Annotated in this window: 21 protein-coding genes and 1 pseudogene; 10 read left to right on the top strand and 12 right to left on the bottom strand. The window is 68.2% G+C overall.

The window, feature by feature from the left end; translation table 11 throughout:
- Nucleotides 1-13 precede the first annotated feature (13 nt).
- Nucleotides 14-367: an MmpS family transport accessory protein gene (locus K6T84_RS10405; protein ID WP_408066091.1), complete on the top strand. Its 354-nt coding sequence runs from the start codon at nt 14-16 to the stop codon at nt 365-367.
- Nucleotides 364-3,198 carry an MMPL/RND family transporter gene (locus tag K6T84_RS10400; protein ID WP_225400982.1) on the top strand — a complete coding sequence of 945 codons (2,835 nt, stop codon included), beginning with the start codon at nt 364-366 and terminating at the stop codon, nt 3,196-3,198. The genes K6T84_RS10405 and K6T84_RS10400 overlap by 4 nt, the downstream gene beginning before the upstream one ends.
- On the opposite strand, the gene K6T84_RS10395 is transcribed toward K6T84_RS10400, so the two are convergent.
- Nucleotides 3,092-3,781 carry a TetR/AcrR family transcriptional regulator gene (locus K6T84_RS10395; protein ID WP_225400981.1) on the bottom strand — a complete coding sequence of 230 codons (690 nt, stop codon included), beginning with the start codon at nt 3,779-3,781 and terminating at the stop codon, nt 3,092-3,094. The two genes, K6T84_RS10400 and K6T84_RS10395, sit on opposite strands and share 107 nt — an antisense overlap.
- Before the next feature lie 96 nt (nt 3,782-3,877).
- Between K6T84_RS10395 and K6T84_RS10390 the strand changes: the two genes are divergently transcribed.
- Nucleotides 3,878-5,029 (top strand): aromatic ring-hydroxylating oxygenase subunit alpha, encoded by a 1,152-nt coding sequence (locus tag K6T84_RS10390; protein ID WP_224863908.1) that lies wholly within the window; start codon nt 3,878-3,880, stop codon nt 5,027-5,029.
- A gap of 15 nt (nt 5,030-5,044) precedes the next feature.
- Here K6T84_RS10390 and K6T84_RS10385 read toward each other — a convergent pair whose 3' ends face one another.
- Together K6T84_RS10385 and K6T84_RS10380 are read right to left on the bottom strand one after the other, a co-directional pair.
- Nucleotides 5,045-5,935 carry an alpha/beta fold hydrolase gene (locus K6T84_RS10385; protein WP_329786677.1) on the bottom strand — a complete coding sequence of 297 codons (891 nt, stop codon included), beginning with the start codon at nt 5,933-5,935 and terminating at the stop codon, nt 5,045-5,047.
- 3 nt (nt 5,936-5,938) lie between these two features.
- Nucleotides 5,939-6,535 (bottom strand): TetR/AcrR family transcriptional regulator, encoded by a 597-nt coding sequence (locus tag K6T84_RS10380; RefSeq protein WP_224863909.1) that lies wholly within the window; start codon nt 6,533-6,535, stop codon nt 5,939-5,941.
- A 77-nt stretch (nt 6,536-6,612) separates the two neighbouring features.
- On the opposite strand from K6T84_RS10380, the gene K6T84_RS10375 reads away from it, so the two are divergent.
- Together K6T84_RS10375 and K6T84_RS10370 are read left to right on the top strand one after the other, a co-directional pair.
- Nucleotides 6,613-8,376 (top strand): N-acyl-D-amino-acid deacylase family protein, encoded by a 1,764-nt coding sequence (locus K6T84_RS10375; RefSeq protein ID WP_225400979.1) that lies wholly within the window; start codon nt 6,613-6,615, stop codon nt 8,374-8,376.
- 32 nt (nt 8,377-8,408) lie between these two features.
- Nucleotides 8,409-8,912, top strand: coding sequence for an SRPBCC family protein (locus K6T84_RS10370; RefSeq protein WP_225402085.1), 504 nt, complete (start codon nt 8,409-8,411; stop codon nt 8,910-8,912).
- 79 nt (nt 8,913-8,991) lie between these two features.
- Here K6T84_RS10370 and K6T84_RS10365 read toward each other — a convergent pair whose 3' ends face one another.
- Together K6T84_RS10365 and K6T84_RS10360 are read right to left on the bottom strand one after the other, a co-directional pair.
- Entirely contained in the window at nt 8,992-9,468 is a 477-nt protein-coding gene (locus K6T84_RS10365; protein WP_224863911.1) for an SRPBCC family protein, read from the bottom strand.
- Nucleotides 9,469-9,516: 48 nt separating this feature from the next.
- Nucleotides 9,517-9,852: pseudogene (locus tag K6T84_RS10360) on the bottom strand (phosphotransferase); the annotation flags it as partial.
- A 182-nt stretch (nt 9,853-10,034) separates the two neighbouring features.
- Here K6T84_RS10360 and K6T84_RS10355 point away from each other — a divergent pair.
- Entirely contained in the window at nt 10,035-11,492 is a 1,458-nt protein-coding gene (locus K6T84_RS10355; RefSeq protein WP_225400978.1) for an aldehyde dehydrogenase family protein, read from the top strand.
- A gap of 4 nt (nt 11,493-11,496) precedes the next feature.
- Here the strand turns inward: K6T84_RS10355 and K6T84_RS10350 are convergent, their stop codons facing one another.
- The 5 genes from K6T84_RS10350 to K6T84_RS10330 all read right to left on the bottom strand — a co-directional run bounded on the left by K6T84_RS10350 (nt 11,497) and on the right by K6T84_RS10330 (nt 17,820).
- Nucleotides 11,497-13,530: an MMPL family transporter gene (locus K6T84_RS10350; RefSeq protein WP_225400977.1), complete on the bottom strand. Its 2,034-nt coding sequence runs from the start codon at nt 13,528-13,530 to the stop codon at nt 11,497-11,499.
- 63 nt (nt 13,531-13,593) lie between these two features.
- Nucleotides 13,594-14,268 (bottom strand): maleylpyruvate isomerase family mycothiol-dependent enzyme, encoded by a 675-nt coding sequence (locus tag K6T84_RS10345; RefSeq protein ID WP_225400976.1) that lies wholly within the window; start codon nt 14,266-14,268, stop codon nt 13,594-13,596.
- On the bottom strand, nt 14,261-14,407 hold the full coding sequence (locus K6T84_RS10340) for a hypothetical protein (protein WP_225400975.1): 147 nt from the start codon (nt 14,405-14,407) through the stop codon (nt 14,261-14,263). Before K6T84_RS10340 ends, K6T84_RS10345 begins: the two co-directional genes overlap by 8 nt.
- A gap of 84 nt (nt 14,408-14,491) precedes the next feature.
- Nucleotides 14,492-17,377, bottom strand: coding sequence for an MMPL/RND family transporter (locus K6T84_RS10335; RefSeq protein WP_225400974.1), 2,886 nt, complete (start codon nt 17,375-17,377; stop codon nt 14,492-14,494).
- Nucleotides 17,374-17,820, bottom strand: a complete 447-nt coding sequence (locus K6T84_RS10330; RefSeq protein WP_225400973.1) for an MmpS family transport accessory protein — start codon at nt 17,818-17,820, stop codon at nt 17,374-17,376. Before K6T84_RS10330 ends, K6T84_RS10335 begins: the two co-directional genes overlap by 4 nt.
- Nucleotides 17,821-17,942: 122 nt before the next feature.
- Between K6T84_RS10330 and K6T84_RS10325 the strand changes: the two genes are divergently transcribed.
- Together K6T84_RS10325 and K6T84_RS10320 are read left to right on the top strand one after the other, a co-directional pair.
- On the top strand, nt 17,943-18,545 hold the full coding sequence (locus K6T84_RS10325) for a TetR/AcrR family transcriptional regulator (RefSeq protein WP_225400972.1): 603 nt from the start codon (nt 17,943-17,945) through the stop codon (nt 18,543-18,545).
- Nucleotides 18,546-18,587: 42 nt separating this feature from the next.
- Nucleotides 18,588-19,997, top strand: coding sequence for a PE-PPE domain-containing protein (locus tag K6T84_RS10320; RefSeq protein ID WP_225400971.1), 1,410 nt, complete (start codon nt 18,588-18,590; stop codon nt 19,995-19,997).
- 2 nt (nt 19,998-19,999) lie between these two features.
- Here K6T84_RS10320 and K6T84_RS10315 read toward each other — a convergent pair whose 3' ends face one another.
- Nucleotides 20,000-20,446, bottom strand: a complete 447-nt coding sequence (locus tag K6T84_RS10315) for an Rv1352/Rv1906c domain-containing protein (protein ID WP_225400970.1) — start codon at nt 20,444-20,446, stop codon at nt 20,000-20,002.
- An 18-nt stretch (nt 20,447-20,464) separates the two neighbouring features.
- On the bottom strand, nt 20,465-21,169 hold the full coding sequence (locus K6T84_RS10310; protein WP_408066088.1) for a class I SAM-dependent methyltransferase: 705 nt from the start codon (nt 21,167-21,169) through the stop codon (nt 20,465-20,467).
- Here K6T84_RS10310 and K6T84_RS10305 point away from each other — a divergent pair.
- Nucleotides 21,149-21,958, top strand: coding sequence for a rhomboid family intramembrane serine protease (locus tag K6T84_RS10305; RefSeq protein WP_225400968.1), 810 nt, complete (start codon nt 21,149-21,151; stop codon nt 21,956-21,958). The genes K6T84_RS10310 and K6T84_RS10305 overlap by 21 nt on opposite strands.
- 146 nt (nt 21,959-22,104) lie before the next feature.
- A complete protein-coding gene (locus K6T84_RS10300) occupies nt 22,105-24,183 on the top strand; it encodes an SGNH/GDSL hydrolase family protein (protein WP_225400967.1) in 2,079 nt (692 codons plus the stop codon).
- Nucleotides 24,184-24,225 lie beyond the last annotated feature (42 nt).

Raw genomic sequence — 24,225 nt, 5'->3', positions numbered from 1 at the left:
CGGCGCGATCGGGATGTGGAAAGTGCACCAGATGTCGGCTCCCGGGCCGGTTCTGACGGTCAACCCGCCGCAGGCACCCGAACAGTTCACGCCGAAGACGTTGAGCTACGAGGTATTCGGCTCACCCGGGGCGGGTGTGCTGCTGTCTTACGTCGACCTCAATGGGTACCCGCACACCGTCGAACTGGACTCCTTGCCGTGGCGCCATGACGAGACCACGATGCTGACGGTGGTGTCGGGCAGCGTCTCGGTGCAGGTGCGCGGCGACTACGTCGGCTGCCGGATCCTGGTCAACGACGTCGTCCGCGACGAGCACACCAACGCCCGCGACAACGCCGACATCGCCTGCCGGGTCAAGTCCGCATGAGCGTTGATCGCAAGGCGCGCCCGTTGGGCGCCCGGCTGGTGCGGGTGCTGGCCGTACCCATCATGGTCTTCTGGGCTCTGCTGGCGGCGGTGACGAATACCTTTGTGCCGCAGGTGGAGAGGGTCGCCGAGGAGCTCGCCGGGCCGATGGTGCCGACATATGCGCCCTCGCAGGCCGCGATGCTCGCGATCGGCGAGAAGTTCCAGGAGTCCACCTCCACCAGCATGACGATGCTGGTACTCGAGGCCGACCGCCCGCTGGGTGAGGCGGACCATCGCTACTACGACGCGCTGGTGCGCACGTTGCGAGACGACACCGAGCATGTGCAGTACGTGATGGACACCTGGGGCCGTCCCATCACCGCGGCCGGCGCCCAAAGCCTCGACGGCAAGGCCTCGTATGTGTTGCTGCGCCTGGCCGGCGACATAGGTCAGATGCAGGCCAACGACTCCGTCGCCGCGGTCCGCCACATCGTCGACACCTCCGACCCACCGCCGGGGCTCAAGGTCTACGTCAGTGGCGCAGCACCATTGGCCGCCGACACCGTCGCGACGGCTAACAAGAGCCTGAACAACATCACGATCGCGACGATCTTCCTGATCATCTTCATGCTGCTGATGGTCTACCGGTCCGTCATCACCATGCTGGTGCCGCTGTTCGGGGTGCTGATCCTGATGCTGGCCGCCAAGGGGGTGATCGCCGCCCTCGGCCACTTCGGCTACATACAGCTGTCGTCGTTCGCGGTGAACATGGTGGTCTCGCTGACGCTGGGCGCGGGCACCGACTACGGCATCTTCCTGATGGGGCGCTATCACGAAGCGCGGAACAACGGCGAAAGCCGCGAGGAGGCGTTCTACATGGCCTATCGCGGTGTGTCCCATGTGATCCTGGGCTCCGGGCTCACCATCGCAGGCGCCGCCTACTGCCTGAGCTTCGCAAGGCTGAACTACTTCAACACGATGGGCCCGGCGGTGGCCATCAGCATGGTGCTCACCGTGGTGGGGGCGCTGACGCTCGGGCCGGCGATCCTCAGTGTGGGCAGCCTGATCGGCCTGTTCGATCCGCGGCTAAAGGCCAAGGCGCGGCTGTACCGGCGGATCGCCACCTCAGTGGTGCGTTGGCCTAAGCCGATCCTGACCGCCTCCGCGGCCCTGGTGGCCGCCGGAGCCGTCTTCGTGCCGACCTATCAGGTCAGCTTCGACGACCGCACCTATCAACCGCACGACTCACGGGCCAACCTGGGGTTCGCCGCCGCGGATCGGCACTTCGCCAAGAGCAAGCTGTTCTCGGAGATGCTGATGGTCGAATCCGATCACGACATGCGCAACTCGGCCGACTTCATCTCGCTGGATCGCGTTGCCAAGGCGCTGATCCGGTTGCCCGGAGTGGCGATGGTGCAGAGCATCACCCGACCGATGGGCCGTGCGCTCGAGCACGCCTCGCTGCCGTATCTGTTCACCGGGCAGGGCAGCGCCAACGGGCAGCAGTTGCCGTTCACCAGGGAGCAGAACGCCAACACCGCCCAGCAGGCCGACATCATGGGCCACACCGTCGAGGTGTTGCAGAGCACCATCGCGCTGACCCAGAAGCTGGCCGATGAGATGCACTCCACGGTGCTCACGATGGAGGACATGCAGGCCGTCACCGATCAGATGAACGAGCAGATCTCGAATCTGGACGACTTCCTGATGCCGTTGCGCAGCTATTTCTATTGGGAGCCGCACTGTTTCGACATCCCGATCTGCTGGGCGTTCCGGTCGACCTGGGACATGATGGACAACGTCGACAGGCTCGCCGAGAGCATCAAGGACGCGGTGGGGTCCCTGGAGGTGGTCGACAGTCTGCTGCCGCAGATGGTGACCCAGCTCAACACCATGGCCGAGGATCAGATCGCCCTGCGCGCCCTGATCGTGAACACATACGGCCCCACCAGTATTCAGGCGCAGAACACCGATCAGACCTTCAACGACATGATCAACGTCGGCAACGACTTCGACGCCTCCCGCAGTGACGACTTCTTCTACATACCCCGCCCGGCCTTCGACAACGAGGACATCAAGATCGGGATGCAGCTGATGATGTCGCCGGACGGCAAGGCGGCCCGGTTCATCGTCACCCACGAGGGCAACGCGATGGGCCCCGAGGGCATCGAGCACGTCGAGAAGTTCCCCGATGCGATCAAGATCGCGCTCAAGGAGACCTCATTGGCCGGGGCGAAGATCTACATCGGCGGGTCCGGCTCGAACAACAAGGACATCGCGCAGTACTCGAAGTCCGATCTGCTGATCGCCGCGATCGCAGCGTTCGTGCTGATCTTCCTGATCATGCTGGTCATCACCCGAAGCCTGGTGGCCGCCTTGGTGATTCCGGGAACGGTGGCGTTCTCCTACGCCGGGGCGTTCGGGTTGTCGGTGCTGATCTGGCAGCACCTGATCGGGCTACACCTGCATTGGCTGATTCTACCGCTGACGTTCATCATCCTGGTGGCGGTCGGATCGGATTACAACCTGCTGCTGATCGCCCGGCTCAAAGAGGAGCTCGGCGCGGGTCTGAATACGGGTTTGATCCGGGCGCTGGGCAGCACCGGCGGCGTGGTGACCTCGGCTGGACTGGTGTTCGCCTTCACCATGCTGGCCATGCTCGCCAGCGATCTGCGCACCATCGGTCAGGTCGGTTCCACCGTGTGTATCGGACTGCTGCTGGACACCTTGATCGTCCGGTCGTTCATCGTGCCGTGCCTGGTGCGGATCTACGGGCCGTGGTTCTGGTGGCCGACGATCGTGCGCCAACGTCCATTGCGTCGGCAGGTTCAACCGGCCGCGCCGGTGTGATCGCCGGCGCCACCCAGCGGCGCAGGAAGGCCCGCAGTTGCTCGCCGCGGCGAGGCGGCCGGCCCGGGTCGATGACCAGGGATTGCAGCACCCGGAGCATGAATTCGACCAACTGATCGAGACCGTCGCCGCCGAAACCCGCAGCGTCCCAGTCGACGTCGAAGCGTTCGACGATCGATCGCCCGAAGGTGCGGGCCATATCGGAGGTGACACCGGCCGAGAAGGCACTGGCCTTGCCCGGTGTCAGCAGCAGGCTCATGTAGCGCTCGTCGGGCAGACGTTCCAGTGTGTGCGCGATACCTTCCACGACGGCCTCGGCGGGATCATGGATCCCGCGGACGTGCCGGGCCAGGCCGTCGAGAAAGGGATCGACCTCGGCGACGGCGGTGGCGATCAGCAGCGCTTCGGTGCTGGCGAAATAGCGGTAGACGGTCTGGCGGGTGACGCCGACGTCCCGGGCCACATCCGAGATGCCGAAGTTCTCACCGGAGTGGTCGATCCGTCGCCGGGCGGCTTCCAGGATGCGCACGACGGCTTCGTCGTCGTCGGCCGGTTTCACGCCCGACCAGCCGTGAGTGCGCATGAGCGCACGTTACCGCTCGGCGACCGGCGCCTCTTGACCATACAAATTGATAATGTGTATGGTCACTCCGACTTACTTCGCGAGGGGAGTGATCGGGTGATCGGCGTACGGGACACCGAACTGACCAGGCGAGCGCTGCGGCTGGTGTTGAACAAGACCACCGACATGGCCGACGAGGTGCTGCGGGTGCCGTTGCACTACTACCGGGACGCAAAGGTCACCGAGATCGAGGAGTCCCAGATTCTGCGGCGCACACCGCTGGCCGTCCTGCCCAGTGCGCAGGTTCCGAACCCGAACGACTACGTGGTTCGCTCCGTACTGGGAGATTCGCTGCTGGTCACCCGCGACAAGAACGGCCGCAGTCATGTCTTCCTCAACTACTGCCGCCACCGCGGCGCCAAGCCGGCCTGCGGTGCAGGCAGTGCGGTGCGGTTCACCTGCCCGTACCACGCCTGGACCTACCGCAATGATGGGACGCTGCTGACCGTGCCGGGTAGCACCGGTTTCGCCGGTATGGACAAGCGCGACTACGGGCTCATCGAGTTGCCCAACCAGGAGCGCCACGGCTTCATCTGGGCGGTGCTGACCGCCGGCGCCGACATCGACGTCGATGGGCACCTCGGTGACCTCGGTTCTGATCTGGCCGCGCTGGACTACGACTCCTTTGGCTACCACGACTATCGCGAGTTCGAATCCGAGGTGTCCTGGAAGGGGGCTTTGGAGGCGTTCGCCGAGAGTTACCACTTCCCGTTCGTGCACGGCGAAAGCCTGATCGGTCAGAACGCGCTGGCGAACACCTCGATCCACGACCGCTTCGGCAGACACCACCGGATGGGCTTTCCGTTCAACTGGATCACCAACCTGCAGAGCGACTCCGAAGCGTCCTGGGACGTCCGCGACAACATGGGGGTCATCTACTGGATCTACCCGAACCTCATCCTGGCGAACAGCTCGGTGGGGGTGGAGGTCATCGACATCCTGCCCGCCGGCTCCCCGACCCGGTGCACCGTCCGGCACAGCTGGCTGGCCCGGACGCCCGCGGCCGACGACGACACCCGCGCCGGCTACGATGCGATCTTCGCCGCTGTGCACGCGGCGGTGCGCGACGAGGACTTCGCCATGCTGCCGCAGTGCGGTGAGGGCGTGCGGCACGGTCAGCATGACCATATGGTGATCGGCCGCAACGAGATCGGCGTTCAGCACATGGTCCGGGTGTTCGCCGACGAACTCGGCATCGCACTGGGCTGACCGGCCGATTGCTCCTCAGAACACCCGCCGTTCGGCGAGCACATCCGCGAACGCCGCCAGGTCGGTGGCGAACAGCGAGGGTTGCTCGAAGGCGGCGAAGTGCCCGCCGCGGTCCGCGACGCTGTAGTGGACCAGGTTGTAGCGATGGGCCGCCCAGGCTCGCGGGGTCTGCAGCATCTCGTACGGGTAGACCGCGTAACCGGTCGGCACGTTGACCCGGCCGGTCCAGGTACTCAACGGGCCGGTTTCGGAGCGGGAGGATTCGCAGTACAGCCGGGCCGCCGACGTCGCCGTCACCGGCAGCCAGTACAGCATCAGGTTGTCGATCAGCCGGTCGGTGCTGATCGGCATCCCGTCGCGGATGTCACACCAGGCGTGAAACTTCTCCAGAATCCAGCCGGCCAGGCCCACCGGAGAGTCGTCGAGGCCGAAACCCAGCGAATGGGGGCGCGTCGCTTGCTGTTTCAGGTAGGCCATGCCGTCGGCGGTGCGCTGCGCCGCGGCGACGATGGCGGACTGCTCATCCTCTGTCACGGCGCCCAGCAGTTCGGCGTTGTCCGGGTCGGGCGGCGCGAAGAGCATGTTGGAGTGGATCGCAGCGGCACGGCTGGCGTAATGCTCACCAAGTTCGCGGGTGACCAGCGCGCCCCAATCGCCGCCCTGCGCGACGTAACGGTCATAGCCCAACTGACCCATCACGTCGTCGACGGCGGCCGCCACAGCTGCGACGTCGACACCGCGCCGGCGGGTGGGCCCGGAGAACCCGTAGCCGGGCATCGAGGCGACGACAATGGGGAACCGGCTGCGCAGCAGCGGAAGCACGTCGAGGAACTCGACGATCGAACCCGGCCAGCCGTGAGTGAGCAGCAACAAGATAGCGCCCGGATCGGTCGAACGCGCATGCAGGGTTCAGCCACGGTCGTCTCCTCTCAGGCCGGCGACGATGTGATCGCAGACGAAATTTCGGACCGCGCGCGGGCTGTCGAGGTTGACCCGCATGGGTGGGAGCAGCTCGAAACTGAACAGCATCCGCACGATCCATTCGCCGGCGCGGCCCGCATCGAGCGTGGCGTCGACCTCGCCGCGGTGTTGCGCGGCGCGCACCATCGGCGTCCACAGCTGCACGGAGCGGCGCATCAGCTCCTCGCCGCCGTGTTCGAGCAGCAGCACCAGCACGCTCTGATTGATCGCCCGCGGTTCGGCGGCTGAGCGTCGGCGATGCGCCGAGATCAGCACCGCGGCGGCGGCGACCTGCTCGGCGAGGCTGGCCTGCTCGTTCACCTCGGCGGCCATGGTGTCGATGAATGCCGCGGACAAATGGCCGAGCGTCGCGGCGATGGCGTCGTCGCGGGTCCCGAAGACGTTGTGCACCGTGCCGCGGGACACCCCTGCCTCCTCGGCGACGGCGGTGAGGCTGAAGCGCCGCGGGCCGAGCCGGCGCAGGGTTTCGGTGGCGGCGGCGAGCAGCGGCGGCGGTGGTGTTCTCGATCCGTTGTCGCCGGGCACTTGCACACATTATCGAGATGTGTACAAATTGATCAATAGTTCCGTGCGCCGAGTCCCGCGAACACAAGGAGACTGCCGTGTATGACCTCACGATCACCGGTGGCACCGTCGTCGACGGATCCGGATCCGATCGCTTCCTGGCCGACGTGGGTGTCCGCGACGGCAAGGTCGTGGCGGTCCAACGCCGCAGTGGAGCCGACGATCCGGGCTTGACCGGCGAGGCCCGTGAGACCATCGACGCCACCGGACGCATCGTGGCACCGGGGTTCGTCGACATCCACACCCACTACGACGGCCAGGTCAGTTGGGACAGCCTGCTGGAGCCCTCCAGCGGCCACGGCGTGACGACGGTGGTCACCGGCAACTGCGGGGTGGGGTTCGCCCCGGTACGGCCGGGCCGCGAAGAGTGGCTGATCAAACTGATGGAGGGCGTCGAAGACATCCCCGGCACCGCGCTGACCGAGGGCATCACCTGGGGCTGGGAGAGCTACCCCGAATACCTCGACGCCGTCGACGGCCAGCGCCTCGCCGTCGACGTCGGCAGTCAGGTCGCGCACGGTGCGATTCGTGCCTACGCCATGGGCGATCGGGGCGCCCGCAACGAGCCGGCCACCCCGGACGACATCGCCGCGATGAGCGCCCTGGTGCAAGAGGCGATCGAGGCTGGGGCGCTGGGCTTCTCGACGTCGCGCACCCTGGCGCACCGGGCGATGGACGGCGAGCCGGTACCGGGCACCTTCGCCGCCGAAGACGAGTTGTTCGGGCTGGGCCGGGCCATGGCAGCGGGCGGTCAGGCGGTCTTCGAGCTGGCCCCGCAGGGTACCGCCGGTGAGGACATCGTGGCGCCGAAGAAGGAGCTCGAGTGGATGCAGCGCCTCGGCGCCGAGATCGACCGGCCGATCTCGTTCGCGCTGATCCAGGTCGACGCCGACCCGAACCTGTGGCGTGAGCAGCTCGACATCTCCGCGGCTGCGCATCAGGCCGGCAGCGCGCTGTACCCGCAGATCGCCGCCCGGCCGTTCGGCATGCTGCTCGGCTTCCCCGGCCATCACGCCTTCACCCACCGGCCGACCTACCGGCGGCTCAAGGAGCAGTGCAGCCGTGAGGAGCTGGCGCAGCGGCTCGCCGATCCGGTGGTCAAGGCGGCGATCCTGTCCGAAGACGATCTGCCGCCCGACCCCGCCGTGCAGTTCGACGCGATGTTCGCCCTGGTGCAGCACTCGCTGCACCGCATCTACGACCTGGGGGATCCGCCGGACTACGAGCCGACGCCGGATCGCTCGGTGGCGGCGATCGCCGCGGCGCGCGGCGAGGATCCGCTGGCGACGCTGTATGACCTGATGCTGGCCTCCGATGCCGGCGCGATGCTGATGCTGCCGTTCTTCAATTACGCCGACGGCAACCACGACGCGATCCGCGAAATGCTCACCCACCCCGCCGGCGTGCTGGGCCTGTCCGATGGCGGCGCACACTGCGGAATGATCTGCGACGCTTCCTATCCCACCTACCTGCTCACCCACTGGGCGCGCGATCGGCATCGCGGCCAGAAGCTGTCGCTGGAATACGTGGTGCGCAAGCAGTGCCGGGACACCGCCGCGCTGTTCGGTCTGACCGACCGCGGCGTGATCGAGGTCGGCAAGAAGGCCGACCTCAATGTCATCGATATGGACGCGTTGAGGCTGCACCCGGCTCGGATGGCCTACGACCTGCCGGCCGGTGGACGTCGCCTGCTGCAGGGCGCGAGCGGGTATGACGCCACGATCGTCAGCGGAGTTGTCACCCGGCGCCACGGCGCCGACACCGGCGCCCGTCCGGGGCGTCTGGTGCGCGGAGCGCGTTGAACACCAGATAAGGAGCCTGACTGTTGTCTTCGATGTATCCCTGCGATGAAGTCGATCTCGACTTCATCGAGCACGCGCCGCAGCGGTTCAGCAACAGTGTCGAACTGGCCGTGACACCCGAGCAGGTGTGGCAGGTGCTCGCCGATGCCGAAGCCTGGCCACACTGGGCGTCTGTCATCACCCATGTGAGATGGACCAGCCCCGAGCCGCATGGCGTCGGTACCACCCGTGTCGTCGACATGCGCGGCGGCATCGTCGGCGAAGAGGAGTTCCTGGCCTGGGAACCCGGTCGGCACATGGCGTTTCGCTTCAATGCGAGCTCGACCTCGGCGCTGGCGGTGTTCGTCGAGGATTACCGCATCGAACCCACCGCGCAGGGCTGCCGGCTCACCTGGACGCTGGCCAACCGGCTGACCGGCCCGGCCAAGTTCTTCTCCCCGGTCAGTGCCCCGCTGATGAACCTGGCGTTCCGCCGCTTCCTGTCCAACCTGCGGCGCTACACCGACAAACGCTTCGCCACCGCGGCCCACGGCTAGGGTCCGGCGGCGGCGGAATCAGAGGTGCCGGTCGATATCCATCCGCTGATCACCGGGTGCGTCGCGAGGCGTCGGTTCGTTAGCGGTCCATCGCCAACTCCCGGGCGATGGCGGCGTGGTACTCGTCGATCTTGGCGGGGTTGACCGCCCGGAAGAATCCGTCCGGCAGGGGCGCGTGCCGGTAGGCCTCCACGGTCATGGTGCGGGTGAACAGCGTGACTCCGTCGGCGGGTCGGGTGAATCGGTACTGCACGGTGATGCGTCCTTCCATCCCGCCGTTGCCGTCGCGGTCGTGGCCGAGCCGGCCCACCGAACTGAACATCCACAGCGTCGGGCGCGTCGCGATGGCGAGCTGCCAGGTGAAGATGCGGCCGCCGTCCGGGCCGGCCTCGGTCCAGGTGTCGCCGACCTCTAAAGGCATTCGGCTGGGCAGGTTTTCGATGTGAGCGCTGCCCGGATAGGTCTTGGTCCAGTTGGCCGGATCGGTGACGAAGTCATAGATCGTCTCCGGGGGATGGCTGAACGCGGTCTCCGAACTGGTGGTGACGATGCCCAACGTCGTGCCTTTCTTTACAGTGCCGCCTGCAGCGCGGCGACGGTGTCACCGGGTCTCGGTCTCGGCCAGCCGGCCCAGCTCGGTGACGAACCGCAGCGCGAATGTTTGGGCGGGCATCTTGACGAATACCGTGGCGGGCACGCCGTCGCAGTCGAGCGCCAGTCGGGCTCGTGAGGACGTACCGGCATCGCCGTCGACGACACGCACCCGATCCACGCGGCGCCCGAGGATCCGGGACAGCTGAGCCGCGGTCAGATCGGAAACGCGCCGCGGCAGCTTTCCACCGACCGTGCCCAGGGCCACCCGGCCGACGCCGCGACCCAGCTCGGCAGCCAGGTTCAGGGCCGGGACACGATGGCGTCGGCGGCCGGATGCGGCTGTCATCGTGGTGAGTTACCCCATTTCCCGCTGTGAACACGAACCGGTCTGACCAGCGCCTGCATATTTCACGACTTTACAGTTCATGATTAGAGTGTCATGTCGATGGTCCAACTGTTGACCTCCCCGCACTCGGGGTGCTAAGCAGGTGCACAGCATCCTGCCTCCGCGACCAGAAGGACTCGTTCATGACAGTGCAGTCGGTAATCGACGATCTGGCCAAGCGCCCCGGCACGGGCGAGGTGATCCCGGTCATCGACCCGGCCACCGAGGAGCAGATCACCGAGTTCCGCGACGCCGGGTCCGACGCCGTCGACGCGGCCGTCGCCGCCGCGAAGGCGGCTTACGAGTCGGGTGTGTGGACCGACCTGCCGGGTCGCAAGCGCGCCAAGGCGCTGTGGCGCCTCGGTGACCTGATCGACGAGCACGCCGCGGAGTTCGCCGAGCTGGAATCCCTGGACGCCGGCATGCCGCCGGCGCAGGCCGAAATGATCGTGTCCACCTGCGCGGAGTTCTTCCGCTACTACGCCGGCTGGTGCACCAAGATCACCGGATCGAGCTACCAGGTGCAGATGGAGGGCGGCGTCAACAGCACCCACGCGAATTTCCACGCCTACACCCAGAAGGAGCCCTACGGCGTCGTCGGCCTGATCTACCCGTGGAACGGCCCGCTGTTCAACGCCTGCGCCAAGATCGCCCCGGCATTGGCCGCCGGATGCAGCAGCGTCGTCAAGCCCGCCGAGGAGACCCCGCTCTCAGCGGTGCTACTGGAGCGGCTGATCGCCCAAGCCGGGGTTCCCGACGGCGTCGCCAACTTCGTGATCGGTTACGGCGCCACCGCCGGCGCGGCGATCACCGCGCACCCCGACGTGGAGAAGGTCGCCTTCACCGGCTCCACCGAGGTCGGCAAGCAGATCATGCGCGACTCGGCGGACAACCTGAAAAAGGTCACCCTGGAGCTCGGCGGCAAGTCACCGGTGCTGATCTACGAAGACGCCGACCTGGACATGGCGATCATGATGGCCTCGATGGGCATCTTCGTGCACTCCGGTCAGGGATGCGTCTGCGGCTCAAGGGTTTTCGTGCAGCGCAGTGTGTACGAGCGGGTGGTCGCGGGCATCTCGATGATCGGGGAGAACCTGGTGCTCGGCGGGCCCAAGGATGAGGGCGCCATGATCAGTCCGCTGGTCAGCGCCAAGCAACTCGACCGGGTGCTGGGCTACATCGAGCAGGGCAAGTCCGACGGCGTCGAGATCGTCAGCGGCGGCTACCGGCTCGACCGCAAGGGTTACTTCGTCAAGCCCACCGTGGTCACCGGCGTCGACCCGGCCACCAGCCGGCTGTACAAAGAGGAGATCTTCGGCCCGGTCGTCACGATCCTGCCGTTCGACGACGACGACGAAGCCATCGCGATGGCCAACGACACCAGCTACGGCCTGGCCGCCACCGCCTGGACTTCCAACCTGGCCCGCGCCCACAACCTGGGCAAGCGGCTGCAGGCCGGCATGGTGGGACTCAACTGCCAGCTGACCTTCGACCACAACGTGCCGTTCGGCGGCTACAAGCAGTCCGGCGTCGGCAAGGAGTTCGGCTACGAGGGCATCGACGGCTACTTCAAGACCAAGTCGATCTGGGCTGCGCTGTAAGAACTCAGCGCGGGATGCTGGGCCACCAGACCCGATCGCCGATCAGCGCGAACAGTGCCGGAATCACCAGGGTGCGAACGACGAAGGTGTCCAACAGGATTCCCAAGCCCACGATGATGCCCAGCTGGGTCAGTACGATCAGCGGCAGCACCCCGAGGACGCAGAACACCGCCGCCAACACGACTCCGGCGCTGGTGATCACCCCGCCGGTGGCCGACACCGCCCGCACCATGCCGGCGCGGGTGCCGTGGGCTGGGGTCTCCTCGCGGGCGCGGGTCACCAGAAATATCGTGTAGTCCACGCCCAGGGCGACCAGGAACAGGAACGCCAACAGCGGAGTGCCGTTGTCCAGCGCGGGAAACCCGAAGGCGTGCAGGCTCACCCAGCTTCCCAGGCCCAAGGCGGCGAGCGCGCTGAGCACGGTGGCGGCCACCAGGACCGGCGGCGCCACGGCAGCCCGCAGCAGCACGAACAGCACCGCGAGCACCACCAGCAGGATCAGCGGGATCAGCACCCGGCGATCACGCACCGCGCCGTCGCGGACGTCGAGGGCCTGGGCGTCTGCGCCGCCCACCAATGCTCCGGTCGAATCCCGCAGCGCGGCAACGATGGTGAACGCCTGATCGGTCGCCGGCGCTGCGTCGAGCACCACCGACCACTTGGTGAGTCCTGTGGCGGACTGCCCGGCCGGGACGGCCGCGACCACGCCGGGAACCGCGGCGATGCTCTGTCCGATCGCGGGCGCGCTGCCGGTGGGGCCGACGACGACCGTCGGTCCGGCCGCGCCGCCCGGGAAATGCTGTGCCAGGGCTTCGAATCCGCTCACCGAATCCGCCCGTAGCCGGAACTGCTCGGTCTGCGACAGCCCGATGCCGGTGCCCGCCAGCCCGGCCGCCGAGACCGCCAGCACCGCCAGCGCCGCGATGCACACCACGGCGGGACGGCGACAGACCGCGTCGGCGACCCGGTGCCACGGCCCGGTCGTGTCGATCGAGCCGCTACCGGTCCGGGGAATGAACGGCCAGAACACCTTTCGTCCACACCACGCCAGCAGCGGAGGCAGCACCAGCAGCACGAACACCGCGGCCACCACCAGACCGCAACCCGCGCACAGGCCGAGGCTGCGGGTGCTCGGCGTGGCCGCCAGGATCAGGGTCAGCAGGGCCAGCACCACGGTGGCGTTGCTGGCCAGGATCGCCGGGCCGGCGGCGGTCACCGCGCTGCGCAACGCGATCCGATGCTCGGGCTCGGCACGCAGCTCCTCGCGGTAGCGCGAGATCAACAGCAGCGCGTAGTTGGTGCCGGCGCCGAACACCAGGACGCTGGTGATCCCGGAGGTGGAGCCGTCGAACGTCACCCCCGCGACCCGAGCGACGTCGGCGCCCACCACGGTGGCGACCCGATCGGCGAACGCGATCACGATCAGCGGCGCCAGCCACAGCACCGGGGAACGATAGGTGACGATCAGCAGCAGTGCCACCACCAGCGCGGTCACCACCAGCAGCGTGACGTTGGCGCCGGTGAAGGCGTCGGCGATGTCGGCGCCGAAGGCCGGCCCGCCGGTGATGTGCGTGGCCAACCGCCCCGGCAGGCCGTCGCGGGCCGCAGCGCGCAGCGCCTTGACCGTGTCGGTGAGCTCGAAACCCGACAGTTGGGCGCTCAAGACCACCGGTGCCAACGCCGCGTGGCCGTCGGCGGAGACCAGCATCGGTGCCGGCGGGCCGGTCAGCACCTGCGGCAGCTGTGCCATCCGGTCGCAGGCTTGGGCAAGTGCGGCCAGGTCATCCGGGGACAGCGGCAGGCCGTCCTTGCGGGTGGCCACCAGCAGCGCACTCGCCTGGTCGCCGTCGGCGAACTCGGAAAGCAGGGCGGCGACGCGGGCCGACTCGGAGTCTCCCGGCAGCGCCACCGGTGAGCGGGTGGCGGCGTCGTTGACTCCGCTGAGGGCCAGCAGCGCGATCGCGATCAACAGTGGAACCAGCGCCACCAGCCAACAACGGCGCCCGGTCGCGGCGGTCGCCAACCGGTCCCACACCATTCGGCGAGCATGTCACAGGCGGGCCTGGTCGCCGGCCTCAACACCGCCCGCTCGGCCTGAAAGTCAGGCGGCCGGGATCGGCTGGTCGTCGTCGCGATGGCCGAACGCGCCGAAGCCGTCGACCAGCTGCTCGGATGGCTCCGGCGACCAGTCCCAGGCTGCGATCTGGCGCCGCGAGCGCCTGCTGAACAGCGCACGCATCAGCTCGTAGCCGTCGGCACGCAGCGTGATGACGGTTTCGCCTGTGCCGCAGCGCCATTGCTGCCCCAGCTCGTCGCTGATCAGGAGCGTCGCGGTGTCGCGCAGCCGTCGGCCGGGAAGCCTGCCCATCACGTCGAGCAGCGGCTGCCAATGCTCACGATCGGTGCGGGCCAGTCCCAGCGCCTCGTGCAGGTCGGCCTCGTGGCAGATGGCGTCGGCGGCCAGATTGGGGCCGTCGAACTTCTGGCCCACCAGGGCGGCCTCCACGGCCGGGGCGTCGGCCTCCCATTCGGCGATCAGCTCGGCGACCGGGCGGGTGCGACGTTCGGCGACGTGCCGAGCGGTCCAGGACGCGCCGGGAGCGCCGTCGAGCCGGTTCGCCGCGGCGTCGGCGGCACCGCCGGCCAGATGCGCCAGCAGCTCATGCACCGTCCAGCTGGGTGTGGCGGGAACCGGGGTGGCGAGCTGGGTGTCGGTGAGCCCGGCGGCCAGCGCGGCGATCCGGGCGCGTGCGTTGCGGTAGGTCACGTCAAGCATGGGTGTCTCCTGAGTGTCTGTCGAACAGTGTGCCCATCGGCTTTTCGGCCAGCCGGCGGTGGGTGGTGTTCTGCGAGGCCGCCAGCAGCCCAGCCATGCCGGCTCCCAGCACAACCGCCGACGTTGTCGATTCGCCCACCGCAGTCCCCTTCCGTGACGCCAGGGACCGACGATACAGGCAAATTAAGAAAATTAAGAGCGCCTTGGCGTAACAGTAAGATCGCTAGCCGGCCGGGACGGGTGCCGGCAACACCTGGGTCGGCGTGTCTGCGACGACGGCGGGAGCCTCGGCGGGCACCGGGGCGGGCCGGCGGTGCACGTTGATCGGCCACCAGAACCACCGTCCCAGCAGCGCAGCGATCGACGGGGTGATCAGGCTGCGCACGATGAACGTGTCGAACAGCAGGCCCAGCCCGATCGTGGTGCCGATCTGGCCGACCGAGCGCAGGTCGCTGGCGATCATCGCGATCATCGTGAACGCGAACACCATTCCGGCCGCCGTCACCACCTTGCCGGTGGCGCCCATGGCGCGGATCAGCCCGGTCTTGAGGCCGGCCCCGATCTCCTCCTTCATCCGGGAGACCACCAGCAGGTTGTAGTCCGAGCCCACCGCCAGCAGCACGATCACACTCATCGCGATCACCAGCCACTGCAACTCGATACCGAACACGTACTGCCACAACAGCACCGACAGCCCGAACGACGACGCCAGCGAGAGCACCACGGTCCCGACGATCACGATCGAGGCGACCAGCGCCCGGGTGATCAGCAGCATCACCACGAAGATCAGGATGATGGCGGCGATCGCCGCGATCAGCAGGTCGTAGTGCGCGCCGGTCGCGATGTCGGCGTAGGTGGCGGCGGTGCCGCCCAGGTAGAACTTCGCCTTGGCCAGCGGGGTGCCCTTGACGGCCTCCTTGGCGGCCTGCAGTTCGGCGCCGACGGTCGCGATGCCCTCGACGGTCGCCGGGTCGGTGTCGTGGGTGATCAGGATGCGTGCGGCCTGGCCGTCCGGCGACATCATCAGCTCCATGCCGCGCTGAAAGTCCGGGCTGTCAAAGGCTTCCGGCGGCAGGTAGAACATGTCGTCGTTGCGGGCGTCGTCGAAGACCTGGCCCATCACCGCGGCGGTGTCGGTCATCTGCTCCAGCTGGGTGACCACCTGGCTGAAGCTGCTGTGCATGGTCAGCATCAGGTCGCGCATGTTGGTGGCGATGGCCATCATCGGCGGGATCTGAGCAGCGATCTCCGGCGTGATCGCATCGACCCGGTCCAGCTGATCGGCCAGCGACGCGGTGTTTTCGGCCAGCTTGTCGAAGCCGTCGGTGGCGTCGAACATCGACCGGAACGCGTTGCACACGCCGATGTTGAAACAGTGCGGCTCCCAATAGAAGTAGTTCCGCAGCGGCCGGACCTCGTCGTCGAAGTCGGCGATCCGGTCCCGAACCTCTTCCATGGTGCCCGCCATGTCGTGGGTGGCCTCATCGGTGCCGTGGGTGGCGTCGGACAGCTGCACCGTCAGGTCGTGCAGCCGGTCCATCACCGCGACCATCGAGGTCAGCTGGTCGGCCATGGTCGCGGTGTCGTCCAGGCGGGCGCGCAGGAACTGCAGATTCTCTCGCATCGTCACGCCCTGCGCGCTGATCTGGAACGGCACCGATCCGTGCTCGAGCGGTGGGCCCAGCGGCCGGGTGATGGACTGCACCCGCTCGACGCCGGGAACACGGAAGATGTTGCGGGCGATGCGATCGAGCACCAGCATGTCGCGCGAGTTGCGCATGTCGTGATCGGTTTCGACCATCAGCATGTCGGGGTTCATCCGCGCGGAGCTGAAATGCTTCTCGGCGGCGGCGTAGCCGATGTTGGACGGCACATCGGCGGGAATGTAGTGCCGATTGTCGTAGCTGGTCTTATAGCCCGGCAGCACCAGAACACCCACGGCGGCAACGGCGGTGGCGGCGGCCAGGATCGGCAGCGGCCAGCGCACCACGGCGGTACCCACTCTGCGCCAGCCGCCGGCGCTGGTCGCCTGCTTGGGGTCGAGCAGCCCGAACCGGCTGCCCAGAGCGAGCACCGCCGGCGCGAACGTCAGCCCCATCGCCAAGATGGTGAACATGCCCAGCGCGCACGGCACCGCCAGCGTGTTGAAGTAGTTCAGCCGGGTGAAGTGCAGGCACAGCATGGCCCCGGCGATGGTCAGCCCGGAGCCCAGGATCACGTGGCTGACGCTGGCCAGCGTGGTGCGCTGGGCGGATCGGGGATCTTCGCCGGCGTTGCGGGCCTCGTGATAGCGGCCGATCAGGAAGATCCAGTAGTCGGTTCCCGCCGCGATCGCCAGCGCGGTCAGGATGCTGACCACGAAGGTGGAGATCGCGAAGACGTGGAAGTCGGCCAGCACCGCGATCAGCCCGCGGGCCATGCTCATCTCGGTGACCACCACCAGCAGCCCGATCAAGGTGGTGGGAAAAGACCGGTACACCACCAGCAGCATCACCGCGATGACGACCAGGGTGATCCCGGTCATCTTCACCATGGAGGCGTCGCCGGCCTCGTTGGTGTCGGCGACCAGGGCCGCCTGACCGGTCACATACGACCGCAGGCCGGCCGGCGGATCGGAGTGCTCCACGATCTCGCGCACCGCGTCGACCGATTCCACGCCCTGGGCCGAACCCTGGTTTCCCGCCAGATGGACCTGCACGTAGGCGGCCCGGCCGTCCTCGCTCTGCGATCCCGCCGAGGTGACCCGGTCGCCCCAGAAGTCCTGCACGTGTTCGACGTGGGCGGTGTCGGCCTGCAGGCTTGCCACCAGCCGGTCGTAGTAGCGGTGGGCGTCGTCTTGAAGCTCTTTGTCGCTCTCCAGCACGATCATCAACACGCTGTCGGAGCTGAACTCGCCGAACTTCTCGCCGATGTGCTTCATGGCCATCACCGACGGCGCGTCCTGCGGCGACAGCGAGACGGCGTTGTGGGCGCCGACGATCTCCAGCTGCGGCACCAGCAGATTGGTGGCCGCGGTGGCGGCCAGCCAGAACAGGATGATCGGGATGGACAGCGCCCGGATCACCCGCGGGTAGCGGGGCTCGGTGGCCGAACCACGGTGGCCGCTCATGCCGCTTTCACCACGCAGAACGTCGCGGCCGCGTGCCCGTCGGCGCGCTGCTGGTCGCGCAGCTCGCCGTTGACCGTGATCCGGCAGCCCAGCTCGGAGCTGTCGCCCTGGGCCATCACGTTGGCGAACACGCTGGGCGCGGTGGTGGTCATGGTCAGCGACCAGGGCAGCGAGGCGAACGTCGTCTCCTGGGACTGGGCCCGCTCGTCGACGTAGCTGACCATGCCCGAGGTGCCTTCGGGGCCGTAGACCTCATAGGTGACGTACTTGGGCACGGTCGAGATGATCTGGCCGCCGTCGTTTCCCGAGGCGGCGGCGCCCTGGGCGCCGAAGACGCCGTGGAACCGGTAGATCACCAGGGTTCCTACCGCGACGACCGGGACGATCACCAGCACGATCCACAGCCGTTCCAGCGGCCCCCGCAGCTTTCGCATTGCGCTCATGACCGTTGACCTTACGGCCATAAGGAAACGCATGTAAAGTTAGATTGTGCCAGCTCACACTCGTTGCCGAGGTGTTGCGCAGCACGCAGATGCAATCAACTAACAATCGTTAGGATGTCGATGTGTCCGGTACCCCCCGTCAGCGCAATCTGCGCGGCCACGGCGCGCTGCTGCGCGACGAGATCCTCGCGGCGGCCACCCGCGTCATCGACGCCGCCGGCAGCGAGGGCGAGGTGTCGCTGCGCAGCATCGCCCGGGAGGCCGGCATCGCCGCGCCGTCGGTCTACGGCCATTTCGAGGACCGGGACCGGGTGCTCGAAGCCGTCGCGGAGGCCAGCTGGCTTCAGGTGTCCGAAGAGATCGCCGACCAGGTCCAGTCGGCCACCGACCCTCGCGAGCGGCTGCTGATCGGCTGCCGGGTGTATGTGTCGTTCGCCCAGCGCCACCCGCTGCGCTATGCGCTGATGACCCAGGACGGCCAGGCGCCGCCGGCCGCCCGTCAGGCCCTCGACACCGTCACCCGGGCGCTGCTGGCCTGCAGCGGCAAGACGTCCGGGTCGGAGCGGATCGCGGCCGCGCTCTCGGTGGCGCTGCACGGCGTGGCGATGCTGCACCGCACCGACGCACCCAACCTGTGGCTGAGCGATTTCAGCACCGACGAAGTGATCCAGACGCTGGTCGACGCCGCCACCCTGCTGCTGGACCGGCCGGTAACATCCAGCTGATTTTCATTGAACGCTCAGCTTTATTGCTCGTAGGGTTCAGGAGTGGACTCTCGCACTGCACTCCGACTCTGTGCCACCTCCGGCGTCACCCTGGTGGGCGCCGGCCTGCTCGCCGCCGTGCCGGCCGCACCCGCGGCGGCATCACCGCAGTTCCGCGCCGTCGCGCTGGCCGCGGGTCAAGACGTGGGCCTGGTCGTCGGCGGCACCGGCACACCGATCCCGTCGCAGGACTACATCGACGGTGCCAATGCCTACATCCAGCGGATCCTGCCCGGTGCGGTCTCACAGGGTGTCTTCACCCCCGAGGGCGGATCGCCGATCTACACCGGCGTCAAGAGCCTGCCGTTCGACCAGTCGTTCGCCCAGGGCACCACGATCCTGACCAGCGACATCGAGAATCAGGTCGCCGCGGGCAACACCGTCGCGGTCTTCGGCGAATCGCAGAGTTCGACCATCTCCGGGATGGTGATGCCCAACCTGGAGAAGGACGGGGTGGCCGCCGACGCGGTCAAGTTCGTCCTCGTCGGTGACCCCAGCAACCCCGACGGCGGCCTGCTGGAGCGCTTCGACGGGCTGAGCCTGCCCAGCCTGGGCATCACGTTCAGCGGCGCCACCCCGCCGGACACCATCTACGACACCACCATCTACACCCAGGAGTACGACGGCTTCGCCGACTTCCCGAAGTACACCCTGAACTTCCTGGCCGACCTCAACGCCTTCCTGGGCATCGAGTACGTCCACCCGACCTACCGGGACCTGACCCCCGACCAGATCAACAACGCGATCCTGCTGCCCACCACCGCCGGCTACGACGGCAACACCACCTACTACATGGTCCCGATGGCCGACGACCAGGTGCTGCCGCTGCTGCGGCCCTTCGAGGGCCTGCTCGGCAAGCCGGTGGTCGACCTGCTGAATCCGGTACTGACCCAGATCGTCAACCTGGGCTACGACAACCCCGACAACAACGGCTGGGACGTCGGGCAGGCCAACGTGCCCACCACCTTCGGACTGTTCCCGTCCAGCGCGCAGCTGGCGACCGCCATGAACAACATGGGCCCGGCATTGCAGGAGGGCTGGAGCGCCTTCCTCAACGACCTGGAGCACCCCACGACGACCACCGCATCGTCGTCGATAGGTGACCTGCTGTCCGGCAGCACGCCGTCGTTCACCGACATCGTCAACGGGCTGACTTCGGCGTTCTCCCAGGCGTATTCGGTGCTGCTGCCGACTGCCGACATCGGCACCGCGCTGACGTTCAACCTGCCGGCTTATGACGCCACGCTGTTCGCCGACAACATCGCGTCGAACCCGCTGGACGCCTTCGGTCTGCCGCTGGCGGCGGACACCGGCCTGATGACGCTGGCGTTGGGAATCGAGTACATGGTGCTGCAGGAGACCGCTTCATCGATCAGCAGCACCCTGGGGGATCTGTTCGGGACCGCCGGCTAGCGTCAACCGCCGGGAGCGGGAGCGGGAGCCGGCGGCCGGGGTGTTGGCACAAAGCCCTTCAGCACATCCGGCAGGTTCACCGACTGCTGCGGCACCGGCGCGCAGGTGGGCGGGCACTCGGTCAGCTGCCAGGTCTGGCACCGGTCGGTGCGGAACGCGGTGTCGCCCGGCTCGATCAGCACCACCTGCGGCTGCTTGGTCATGGCGCTGTCGACGGTCTTACCGCCGCTGATCCGCCGCCAGTAGCAGGCGTTGCCGTCCCGCGGCCCGTCGGAGCGGTAGGTGCCGGGCACGATGTCCTTCCCGACCGTGAACGTGCCGTCGGCGTCGATCACCTGCTTGGGCGCGGGCGGGGGAGCAGGGGTCGGGTCAGCGGCGGCGGTCCCGGCACCGGCGAACCAGGCCGTCAGCGCGACAGCCACCGCCCCGGCCTGCTTCATCGGTCTCATACCTGACGAAGGTACCTGCTAGGGCTTGACGCCCACCGTGATCAGGTCGGACACGATCAGCGTCCACGCGGGGCGCGCCACCCGATGCTGGTCGGCCACGGTGAACCCGGCGTCGGTGAACAGCGTGCGCATCTCGCTGGGGGTGGGCTGCTTCGCCGGGTTCCACCGCAGGCCCGACAGCCGGTGCAGCGGGTCGGGCAGCCGCGGACTCATCGCGGTGACCGCCGCCATGCCGCCCGGCGCCAGCACCCGGTGGAACTCCCGCACCGCCGCCGGCTGGTTGAAGAAGTGAAACGCCGAGCTGGTGACCAGCGCGTCGAGCGCGCCGTCGGCGAACGGCAGCTGCTCGGCCGGCCCGGTCAGCCACTGCACCCGCGAGGAACGCTCCCGGGCCTGGGCGAGCATGCCCTGCGACATGTCCACGCCGTAAACCGCCTCGGGCGCCAGTTCGCGCTCGATGCGGTCGGCCAGGATGCCGGTGCCGCACGCGATGTCGGCGACCCGGGCCGGCGCATGGGCGCGCAGCGCGGCGATCAGCTCGTCCTGGGCCGGCCGATAGACCAGCTGCTGGAGGTACTGGACGTCATACGCCGGAGCCGCGAAGCTCCAGAACCGGGTGACGGCCTCATTGAACGGTCTGCGGGGTGCCTGTGGTGCCACAGCTGCAGAATCTACCGCCGGGACAGTGAGAGGGTGTACCCCATGACCGTCTGCTACCGGCATCCCGATCGGGTCACCGCGCTGCGCTGCACCCGATGCGATCGCCACATCTGCGGTGACTGCATGCGCAGCGCGGCCGTCGGCCAGCACTGCGTGGACTGCGCGCAGGCCGGAGCCGCCCAGCTGCGCCGCACCACCCGGCCCCGCGTTCGCGGGGTTCGGGCGGCCTCGGGTGCGCCGGTGGTCAGCTACGGGCTGATCGCGTTGTGCGTGCTGGCCTTCGTCGCGCAGGTGTCCTCCCGTGACCTGGACTCCGAGCTGGTGCTCTGGACGCCGGCGGTGGCCCACGGCCAGCTCTACCGCCTGCTGACCTCCGCCTTCCTGCATTACGGCCCGATGCACCTGCTGCTCAACATGTGGGCGCTCTACGTGGTGGGACCGCAACTGGAGGGCCTGCTCGGCCGGGCGCGGTTCGGCGCGATGTATCTGCTCAGCGCACTGGGTGGTTCGGTGGCCGTCTATCTGCTCGCGCCGGTCACCTCAGCGACCGCCGGCGCCTCGGGGGCCATCTTCGGCCTGTTCGGCGCCACCCTGGTCATCGGCCGCCGGCTGCGGATGGACATCGGCTGGGTGGCCGCGATCATCGTCATCAACCTGGTCTTCACCTTCACCATTCCGAACATCAGTTGGCAGGGTCACGTCGGTGGACTGATCACCGGGGTGGTGGTCGCCTTCGCCTATGTCTATCCGCCGCAGCCGAACCGGACCCGGGTGCAGGTGGCGGCCAGCGTGCTGCTGCTGGCCCTGTTCGTCGCGCTGATCTGGTGGCGCACTGCCGAATTGGTGTCCTGACGCCGAGCGTGTCATCCCCGTAGTAGGGGTGGGTCGGCCCTAAGATTTCGGTGGTCCACCAGGGAGAGGATCGACCAATCGGCGCCAACGGCGGCCAGGATCGCACACATCCGTCGGCCGGGAACCGGACACGCCGGGCCACCTCGATGCGTACCCCGGCCAAACCTCGCTGGGTCGCGCCGGCTCCGCGTGCCGCCCGGTTGGGCACCGCGCGTGCCGCGGACCGGACCCGACGGGGCGGACGCAAACCCGGCATTCACGCCCTCGACGGCCTGCGGGCCATCGCCGTCGCGTTGGTGCTGGCCGACCACGGCGGCATCCCCGGAATGTCGGGCGGGTTCATCGGGGTGGACCTGTTCTTCGTGCTGAGCGGATTCCTGATCACCTCGCTGCTACTCGACGAACTGAGCCGCACCGGCCGCATCGAACTTGGCGGGTTCTGGATCCGGCGCGGGCGACGCCTGCTGCCCGCCCTGGTGCTGATGGTGCTCACCGTGGCGATCGCCCACCAGCTGTTGCCCTCGGATGCGGTGGTGGGCCTGCGCGAAGACGCCATCGCCGCGTTCTTCTGGGTGGCCAACTGGCACTTCGTCGCCCAGCACACCGACTACTTCACCGAGGCGGGCACGCCGTCGCCGCTGCAGCACACCTGGTCACTCGGGGTGGAGGAGCAGTACTACTTCATCTGGCCGCTGCTGCTGGTCGCGATCGCTGTGACCCTGGGCGCCCGGGCCCGGCGCCGCGACTCCCGCGCCACCGTCGGCGGCGTGCGGTTGACCGTATTCCTACTGGCCAGCGTCAGTGCGGCGGCTTCCGCGGCAGCCGCGGAGATGCTGGCATCTGACGCGACCCGCGACCGGGTCTACTTCGGTACCGACACCCGGGCGCAGGCGCTGCTGATCGGGGCCGCCGCCGCGGCACTGTTGGTGGGGGACTGGCCGGCGCTGACGGCAGGGTTCTCGGTGGTCCGCAGCCGGCGGGGCCGTCTGGTCGCCGGCGCGCTGGCGATCGCAGGCCTGACCGTGCTCGGGGTGGCCGCCCACCGCAGCACCGGGTCCGCCGCGGAGTTCCACGGCGGGCTGTTCACCGTCGTCGCGGTGGCGGCGATCGCGGTGATCGCACCGGTCGCGCTGCACCAGAGCGGGCTGCCGGCCCGGGCGCTGGCGTGGCGGCCACTGGTGTGGCTGGGCACCATCTCCTACGGCGTCTACCTGTGGCACTGGCCGGTGTTCCTGGTGCTCAACGGCGAACGCACCGGGTGGTCGGGCTGGGCGCTGTTCGGCGCGCGGTGCGCGGCCACCCTGGTGCTGGCCGCGGTGTCCTGGTGGGTCATCGAGGAGCCGATCCGGCACTGGCGGCCGGCGCGGGTCTCGATGCTGCCGCTCGGGGCGGCCATCAGCGGCACCGCGATCGCGGTCACCGTGCTGGTGGTGCCGGTCGTCGAACGGCCGTCGGCGGTCAACGGCCTGTCCCCGGACGTGGCGGCGGCCGCGGCGGTCTCCCCGATCGAGGCGCCGAACCCGCCGTCGACGTCGCGGCGGCCCACCCCGCGGCCGGTGCACCACGACCCCGACCGGCCGCGCACGGTCTCGGTGTTCGGCGACTCGATCGGGTGGACGGTGATGCACTACCTGCCGGCCACCCCCGGATACGACTTCATTGACCACACCGTGGTGGGCTGCAGCATCGTGCGCGCCGGGCCCTACCGCTGGGCCGGCAGGGTGATCGATCAGGGCAAGGACTGCGACGGTTGGCCGGCCCGCTGGGCACGCCAGGTAGCCGCCGACCAGCCTGATGTGGTGCTTCTGTTCGTCGGACGCTGGGAGACCGTGGACCGGGTCAACGAGGGCCAGTGGACCCACATCGGTGATCCGACGTTCGACAGCTATCTCACCGCGGAACTGCGCAGCGCGCTGGACGTGCTGGAAGCGGCCGGCAGCCGGGTGGTGGTGACGACGGTGCCCTACAGCCGCTTCGGTGAGCGGCCCGACGGCAGCCTGTGGCCCGAAGACGATCCGGTCCGGGTGGACCGCTGGAACGCCCTGCTGCGCCGAGAGGTGCACGGCCGCGACGCCGTCACGGTGACGGATCTGAACAAGAAGCTCGGGCCGGCCGGCAGCTACACCGCCAAGGTGGACGGCATCAAGGTCCGCAGCGACGGCATCCACCTCACGCCCGAAGGGGTGAAGTGGCTGCTGCCGTGGCTGGAGGAATCGATCAGCTGATCTGGGTCGTGGACCACTGTCGGCTCGCACTGCGTGCAACAT

This window comes from Mycobacterium zoologicum, from assembly GCF_020181635.2.
In the GTDB taxonomy this organism is placed as follows: Bacteria; Actinomycetota; Actinomycetes; order Mycobacteriales; family Mycobacteriaceae; genus Mycobacterium; species Mycobacterium zoologicum.
The sequence above is the reverse complement of the archived record's forward strand: the minus strand, read 5'-3'. Positions and strand labels throughout refer to the sequence as shown.